The sequence below is a fragment of the Planctomycetota bacterium genome (assembly GCA_039182125.1).
Taxonomy (GTDB): Bacteria; Planctomycetota; Phycisphaerae; order Tepidisphaerales; family Tepidisphaeraceae; genus JBCDCH01.
In genome coordinates, this window is the sequence record JBCDCH010000046.1 from 25842 (window position 1) to 33549 (window position 7708).

The 7708-nt window shown below is 61.3% G+C and carries 4 protein-coding genes and 1 tRNA gene; 4 read left to right on the plus strand and 1 reads right to left on the minus strand.

All coding sequences use genetic code 11. The annotated features are described in order from the left end of the window. Window positions 1-75: 75 nt before the first annotated feature. Window positions 76-927: a hypothetical protein gene (locus tag AAGD32_12435; GenBank protein MEM8875050.1), complete on the minus strand. Its 852-nt coding sequence runs from the start codon at window positions 925-927 to the stop codon at window positions 76-78. Window positions 928-1328: 401 nt separating this feature from the next. Here AAGD32_12435 and AAGD32_12440 point away from each other — a divergent pair, with 401 nt between their 5' ends. From AAGD32_12440 to AAGD32_12455, 4 genes are all read left to right on the plus strand, one after another. Further along, window positions 1329-3086 carry a cellulase family glycosylhydrolase gene (locus tag AAGD32_12440; protein MEM8875051.1) on the plus strand — a complete coding sequence of 586 codons (1758 nt, stop codon included), beginning with the start codon at window positions 1329-1331 and terminating at the stop codon, window positions 3084-3086. Window positions 3087-3155: 69 nt separating this feature from the next. After that, on the plus strand, window positions 3156-4250 hold the full coding sequence (locus tag AAGD32_12445; protein MEM8875052.1) for a LacI family DNA-binding transcriptional regulator: 1095 nt from the start codon (window positions 3156-3158) through the stop codon (window positions 4248-4250). A 97-nt stretch (window positions 4251-4347) separates the two neighbouring features. Further along, a complete protein-coding gene (locus tag AAGD32_12450; GenBank protein MEM8875053.1) occupies window positions 4348-5964 on the plus strand; it encodes a glycoside hydrolase family 16 protein in 1617 nt (538 codons plus the stop codon). A gap of 533 nt (window positions 5965-6497) precedes the next feature. Next, window positions 6498-6570 (plus strand) — tRNA-Gly (locus AAGD32_12455). The last annotated feature ends 1138 nt before the right edge of the window (window positions 6571-7708 follow it).

Sequence of the window (7708 nt, forward strand, 5' to 3'; positions counted from 1 at the left end):
TTACGAAACAGGAATCACGAAAGGCAGAAAGTCTGCCAGGAATGAACCCGACCTTGCAGATCGGAACAGCGCTGGTCAGCATCGTCTCGCGCGTCCAAGCAACGCCAGGCCGGCAAACGCCAACCCTGCCGCTGCCGGTTCCGGTAGGGCGACGTCGGCAAATTCGGTTCCTATCCGAATCTCATCAACCGCAAACGAGCCGCCGCCGCTTCCCAGCCGGATCTCGTCCATGGCTCGGTTGTCGTTGACGTCTTCGTTAAACGAGTACGTCAAGTCGGCCACCATTGGCGCGATCGAACCGAGCGAGGGGTTGATGAACATCTCCGCGGTGTCATCGTTCGCGCCGGCGCCGATCGTGAGGCGCACCACGATAAAAGTATCCAGCGTCGCGTCGCTGCCTGCGACGGTTTGGCCGCCGGCTGCGCCCTGATCAAATCCCCACTCGTTTGATCCGGCGCCGCCGACCTTGCCGATGTACAGGATTTCCGGGCCGAAGAACTTGGTGAAGGAGAGGCCGCCGAAGTCTGCGCCATCGGTCGCGCGACCGATGAAGCTCAGCCAATGCACGCCGGCCCCTAGGTTGTCTTCGCCTACGACGCCGTTGTCGCCGCCGTTGTCTTGGTCCATGGTGTAGAAGGCCAGGTCGAAGTCGCCGGCGGTGGCGGCGTGGTTCCCGGCCACGGGCAGCCCGGCCGGGGCCGTAAGGTTGCCCGAAACGATCGCGTTGCCGGGGTTGTTGTCGAACCAGGTGTTGGCTCCGAATCCAAGGTCCGAGCCGCCGGTGCCGCCGATGTTGCTGCCGACGGGATAGCCGGCATCGAACGGCACGTAGTGGGTCAGTGTTGCATTGGCCGAAAAAGTCACCGTGATTCCGCCCAACGTGGCGGCAGCTAAGCAGACGCGGTGATGTGATCTTGCTGATTTCATGTCGAATTCCTCCTAGAGCCTGGGCAGGTATTGCCCAAAGATGAATGAACGCGGGCCGACGAGAAACGGCCTCTGGACGCCACCAACATATCAAGCTGGGAAGGGGATGCAAGAAGTTTAGAAACAAATTGCGTAAATTTTAATCTTGAAAATTGATGATTTTCGGTGAATTTCGCGAATAGTCTGATATGATTTTTTTGTTGCGTAATTTGTTGCAGTTCCGTCGACCCCGTGCCTATGTCCCATTCGTGCGCTCAGTAGCTGCCCGCCAGAACCAGAGACCTCTCATGACTTGGATAAGCAGAGCGTGTTTCCTTGTTGCCGTCGTGGCTCTCTGGCCATCTTTCGCGGCAAGTGATTCGGGGCGGTTCGGCTGGCTTCGGACTCAGGGCCCTCAGTTCGTGGATGAATCGGGAGACCGCGTGGTCCTCCAGGGCTGCAATATCGGCAACTGGTTCTTGCTCGAGATGTGGATGCTGACCATCGATCACGGTCAGTTCGCCGACCAGTACGACTTTGAGAACAACCTCGCCCGGCGATTCGGAGAAGACGAGAAGGACCGCCTGATGGAGGTCTACCGAGAGAACTGGATGACGCCGCGCGACTTCGAGAACATCCGGTCGTTCGGCTTCAACGTCATCCGTTTGCCGTTCAACTACCGGCTACTCGAGAACGACGACGCGCCAGGCGTGGTTAAGCCCAATGGATTTGCTTGGCTGGATCGTGCGATCGACATGGCGGAAGACGCCGGGCTGTACGTGATCCTGGACATGCACGGGGTCCCGGGCGGGCAGAGCGTCGACCACCCAACCGGCCGAGTCGAACAGAACAAGCTCTGGGACGGGCCGGTTTACGCCGATCGCACGGCCGCGTTGTGGAAGAAGATCGCGGAGCGCTACCGCGATCGCAGCAGCGTCGCGGGCTACGACGTGATCAACGAGCCGTACGGCGACTGGGGCGCGACCGACGTTCGGCCGAAGCTGCGTACGATCTTCGAACAGATCTACCACGCCATCCGCGAAGTCGACGAGCGTCACATCGTCTTCGCGCCCGCGCCACTGTGGGGTGGTTTGGGTTTTTACGGCAACCCGCACGACAACCGTTGGACTAACGTCGCGTTCACGGAGCACCACTACCCCGGACTCTTCGGCGATACGCCAAGCATGGCGACCCACGCCAACTTTATCTATCGCGTCTTGCCCGAGAAGCAGGCGTTTTTGGAAGAAGTGCAGACTCCGATGTTCATCGGCGAATGGAATCCGGTCTTCGAGAACCTCGGCGGCGGCGATCTGATGCGCCGTTACTTCGACGAGTATGGCCAACGCGGCTGGGCTGCCACTATCTGGTCGTACAAGATTCTGCACCCCGAAGGCGGCGTCATCGACGACAACTGGTACATGGTCAGCAACGCCGGGCCGCTGAACAGTCCGAACTTTGAAACTGCGTCCAAGAAAGAGATTGAGGCGTACTTCAAGAGTTTCGCCACGATGGAATATGTCGTCGATGAGCCGATGCGATTGGCGTTGACACGCGAAGACCGGGTCGATCTGGACCTGCCCGTGCCGCCGCCGCCGATGACCGAAGCGCCCCATACAGACCCGATCCCGGGCTGGACCGCGACCGACATCGGCGGCGCTATCTCCGGCGGTCAACGCCGCGACGGGCAGAGGGAGATCACCATCTATGGCGGCGGGCAAGACATCTGGAACGATGCGGACGCGTTCCGGCTGGTTTGGCGCGAGTTCGAAGGCGACTTCACCGTCACCGCGACCGTCAACAGCCTGCGGGACACGCACCGATACGCCAAGGCGGGCTTGATGGCCCGCGCCGGCCTTGAGCCTGGGGCGGCGCACGTGCTGGTCCACGCCAATCCGAACGGCCATGTTGCCGGATCGCGTCGCGCTCAGCCCGGCGCGTTGATGACGGAGGACTCCGTTGACAACCACGCCTGGCCGATCCGACTGCGCCTCACGCGGCGCGGCGACGCGTTCACCACCGAGTACGCCACCAATGACACCGAGTGGCATCCGCTCGGCGAGCCCAGCGTGGTCCCCGCGATCGGTAAGCGCTGCCTGATCGGCATGGCGGTGCTCAGCCACGTACGCGGCGAGTTGACCGAGGCACGGTTTTCCGAGATTTATGTAGGTATCTCACCGTGAGTCGCGGGTAACGGTTGACCCAGTGCTAGTGATGCCCGTAGTCCAATCCTAGGAGTCGTTGAGAACACCATGCCAACCGTCCGAGACATTGCGAGCAACATCGGCGTCTCTGCCTCCACGGTTTCCCGATCGCTTAGCGGTTCACCCCAAATCAGCGAAGACGTGCGTGAGCGGGTACTGAAGGAAGCGCGACGTATCGGCTACGGCCGTGTCAAGACTTCGTCGCAATCGGCCGCGGCGACCACGCTCGGTGTTGCATTCCTGAATCAGTTCGCTTGGCCGCATTTCACCGGTTACGACTCGCTGATCTGGGCGGGCATCATGCGCGGTGCCCAGGAAGTACAGTCCGATGTTACTTTTGTTGATTTAAATCAGCGGTCGCGCGGGGAGAGCTACCGTGCGTTTTTAGCGAGTCGCGGCGTTCACGGTTTAATCCTACGAGTCGATAGCGAGACCCGCGACGCTGCGAACGACATTGCCGCGGACGGCGTCGAAGTGGTTGTGATCGCCGATCGCTACGAAGAGCCCGACGTGGGTTTCGCGTACTTCCGTTCGGGTGACGCCACCCGGCAGGCAGTTGAGCACCTGATTGGCATGGGGCATCGGCGGATCGGGTTCTGCCGCAATCTGGTGCTGGACCACGACCACCGCGAGCGGCTCGCGGGTTACCACGCGGCGCTGAAGAGCGCTGGAATCGAGATCGACGAGCACTTGCATGTTTCGCGGCCCGCAGATGTTTCCGGTGGCGCCGCGGCATTGAACGCCTTCTTGTCTAGCGCGAATCCGCCCACGGCGGTGTTCTACACCGACCCAATGATGACGGTTGGCGGCCTCCGCCGCGCCCTCGAAATGGGCGTGCGTGTGCCCGATGAGTTATCGATCGTGGGTGTCGATGACGGTGACGATAGTCGGCAACTGACCTACCCGACCTTTACCGCCGTTCGTCAAAATGCACCGGAACTTGGTGCTCAGGCTGCGCGTTGGCTGGTGCGACGGTGCGAGGGCGACCGGCAGGCGGACGAAGTGCTCCGCCTGGTTCTTGATGCGTATTTCGAGGTGAATCAATCGACCTCACCGCCCCCGGAGGAACCGGTCCGGGTGATGCCCAACGGGCGTCGCTGGAGCAGTCTGGGCCAAGAATCTCAATCATCTCCAAGTCGGTAAGGGCTGGGTTTCTGTCCGCTAGGTGATACGTTGAACTAAAGCCATTTCGTCTCGGGTCACCCGCCGTTCCATTCTTGGCGACCCACGTTAGACCACAATGAAATACTCATTCACGAATCGCCGCGTTCATACCACCCTTGGCCTCATCGGTTTGGTAGCCATGGTCACGGTGTCGCTTGTGGAGAGCGTGGCGATCGCGGGCCCCGTGATCGCACCGGGTTGGGGAGCCCCGGTTTTTGAGGACCGGTTCGACGGCAACTCGATCGATCACGGCAAGTGGCAAGTCGGAAACTTTGCCAACGAACACAACAATGAGCAGCAGTACTACCACCCGGATCAGGTGCTGGTGTACGACGGCGGCCTGCACCTCTGGGCCGAGCGTGACGACCAGTGGACTTACGGGCGCAACTACAACTCCGGACAGGTGCGCACCTGGCAGGAGTGGCGTTATGGTCGATTCGAAGTTCGGGCGAAGATTCCACGTGGTCAAGGGTTCTGGCCGGCGATCTGGCTCTTACCTCGCAACGCCGCTTGGCCCGTTGGCGGCGAGCTGGACATCATGGAGAATGTCGGCAGCAACACGTACTTCGTAAAGGGGTCGTACCACTACAACTGGGCCCCTGGTTGGCCTATCACGAGCAATGCGGATTACATCACCGGGCAAGACTTTGCTGCCGGTTATCACGACTATGCGGTGGAGTGGGAAGCAGATCAGATCCGGTTTTACGTCGATGGCAACCAATATCACACGGTGTACAACCCGATCCAACCGGATCCGGTTCCGATGAGCCTGATCCTCAACCTCGCCGTCGGCGGGGATTGGCCTGGTTCGCCTGACTGGACGACGCCTCTTCCCTCTAGCTTCGATATTGATTACGTACGCATTTGGGAACGACAGGAAACTCCGGCACCACCGACTTCGTTGATCCTAGACGCGGGCTTCGAAGACAACGGCGGCGCGATGGACGCCTGGGAGGTCTTCGGCGACTCGATCGACAACGTGTTTTCGGATTGGGGCACGCCGCTTGACGGCGAGCGGTCGCTCAAGCTCTACGGACAGTTCACGGACGAAGACAACGTAGCGGGCGTCTTTCAGAACGTCGAAGTAACCGGAGGCACGTTGCTCACGGCCCGCGCGAGCGCCTTGGTCCGTTCCGAAGACTCGATCGTCGGGACCGGCAACGAAGCGCTGATGAAGATCGAGTTCTACCGCCAAGCCGGGGCCGATTACGGCTCCAGCGACTTCTTAGGCGAGACGATCGTGACGCTCGCCGACGGTAGCTCACCGGAGGACACCTGGTCTGACTTCGAGCTCGAGGCGGCAACGCCGAACGACGCGGTGGAGGCGAGACTGACTTTTGCTTTTATTCAGCCGGGAACCAATGATGCCGGTTCCGTGTTCATCGACAGCGCGTCGCTGACGGCGTCGCTGTCGGGCGACTACAACGGCAACGGGCAAGTGGAACAAGGTGACCTGAATCTGGTCCTGAACAACTGGGGCCGAGGTTCGATCTCTCGCGCACCGGCTGGCTGGATCAACGACCTGCCGGACGGCCTGATCGACCAGGGCGAGCTCAACGCGGTGCTGACGAATTGGGGTTCGTCCTCGGCCCCGAATTTCGCCTCGCCAATCCCTGAGCCGATCGCGGCGGCCGTCACAGCTCTCGGTGTATTTTCGATGCGACGGATGGAGCGGGTTTGCGAACGGGATTGACGTTCGTGATGAGCCCCCCAGTTCGTACCGCCCGTCGTTTCGGTAATGGTTCCGAGGGCTCCTGTGAGAGCGATCCATTGGAGCGAACATGGCCGGTGGCGGATAGCAGAAGCTGCCTGAGGGATAGTTCGGTTTGTATGCGCCCCGCCAGCGTTTGATCATGAGCTCTACCTTTCATGCGACGCCTATCCAAATAGCACTCTGCTTAGCTCCTCGGCGGTTTCCACTTTCGCGAAGCGACCCTTGGAGTTACTCCGCTAGGTCGTTCGCTTGCCGGGCTGTGCCGAACCACGCCGCCGCACTCCGGTACGAGGTCGTAACCGTCTACGTCCATCTGGGGCCGCAAGACCTCGCCCCTGAGCCCCGTTCGCCACGCATCGGTCATCCGTGGTCGCGCGGGCTCCCAGTTGGTAACATCTGGAGCTAAATCGCGTTCTAGTTGGAAACCTACGTTGGAACGTCCCTCGGGGCACCCGACGCCCACCCGAGCGCAAACTCGCAAGCCCCGGCAAAGATAGGGCTTGTGGCAAAACGCGGGCGTAGCTCAATTGGTAGAGCGTCAGCCTTCCAAGCTGAATGTTGACGGTTCGAGTCCGTTCGCCCGCTTTCTTACTCAGCAACGACTTACTTGAACTTTCATGAGGTCGTTCTGTGTGGCGCAGTGAGAGACGCAGTGGGATTTAGCCCATTGGCTCCATCACGCGGCGTGCTTCGAGTATGTCGCGTTCTGCGTAGACGCGCGTGGTCTTCGTCTTCGAGTGTGACGCGGGCCCGGCTCTTTGCGAGTTCGGGATGCTCGTCCGATTCGACGTACAGGCGCTGCACGCGCTCGGCGGCGTTGTGGCGTGGCTGCCCGGGCGACCACGTCGGCACGCCGACGCGCTCGCAGACGTACCTGATGGCCGGCCATAGCTCAAAGCCTTGTACGCTTGGCCGTGCCGACGGCTGGAACGCCCGCACGACTCCGATGGGTTGAAGAGCCGAAGATCGAGGCCGCGTTGCAAGAACGGTTCGACAATCGCGCGTGCTTCCGTACCGAGCCAGACGACGCGAGGTTTTTCGCGATGCGCCGTCTTGTGATGAGCAGGGCGGTAGGCCCACGGCGTATCGGTCACGCCGATCTATCCTGTTGTCAGGTCGCAGGCCTCGCCCGGCCGGCAACCCGTGGCTAGCTGGATCCGGATCATCGCCGCGATTACCGGAGAGCACGTCTCGAGCACGCGCTCAACGTGTTCCGGCGGCACCGCGACGACCGGGCTGTCGGAGACGTAGCAGGTATCGCCGGCGCGAAGGGTTTTCGACCTTCAACGTCGTCGGGTGCGTCCAGTTGTGCTCGACGTATCAACGCACGAAACGCCGCATCATCGCCAGGTACTTGGTCGACCCGTTTACGCTCAAGCCGCGCGCCTTGGACTGGCGGGGCGGTATAGGAGTCGGCATGCCCCACATCATCCAGCCATCTTTAGGTGATGGGATCCCTGGCACCGCGCCCCGGTGTAGTTCCACGCGTTCTTCACGAGACTCGATGAACTGAATCAAGTCGAGAGTTTTGTAGATGGGGACGCCACGGAGGAGGCGCCTGTGGCTAATCTTACGATCACTCGCGAGCTGATCGACATCGATCCCGGGAATCGCTTCGGCAGTTTGCTCGGTGGGCGGGCCCCGGGGGGGGTGGGGCCCAACCCGCGGGCCCCCGGGGGGGACGGGGTAGCATTGGAGGGGGCCGGGGCCGCCCCGCCCGGGG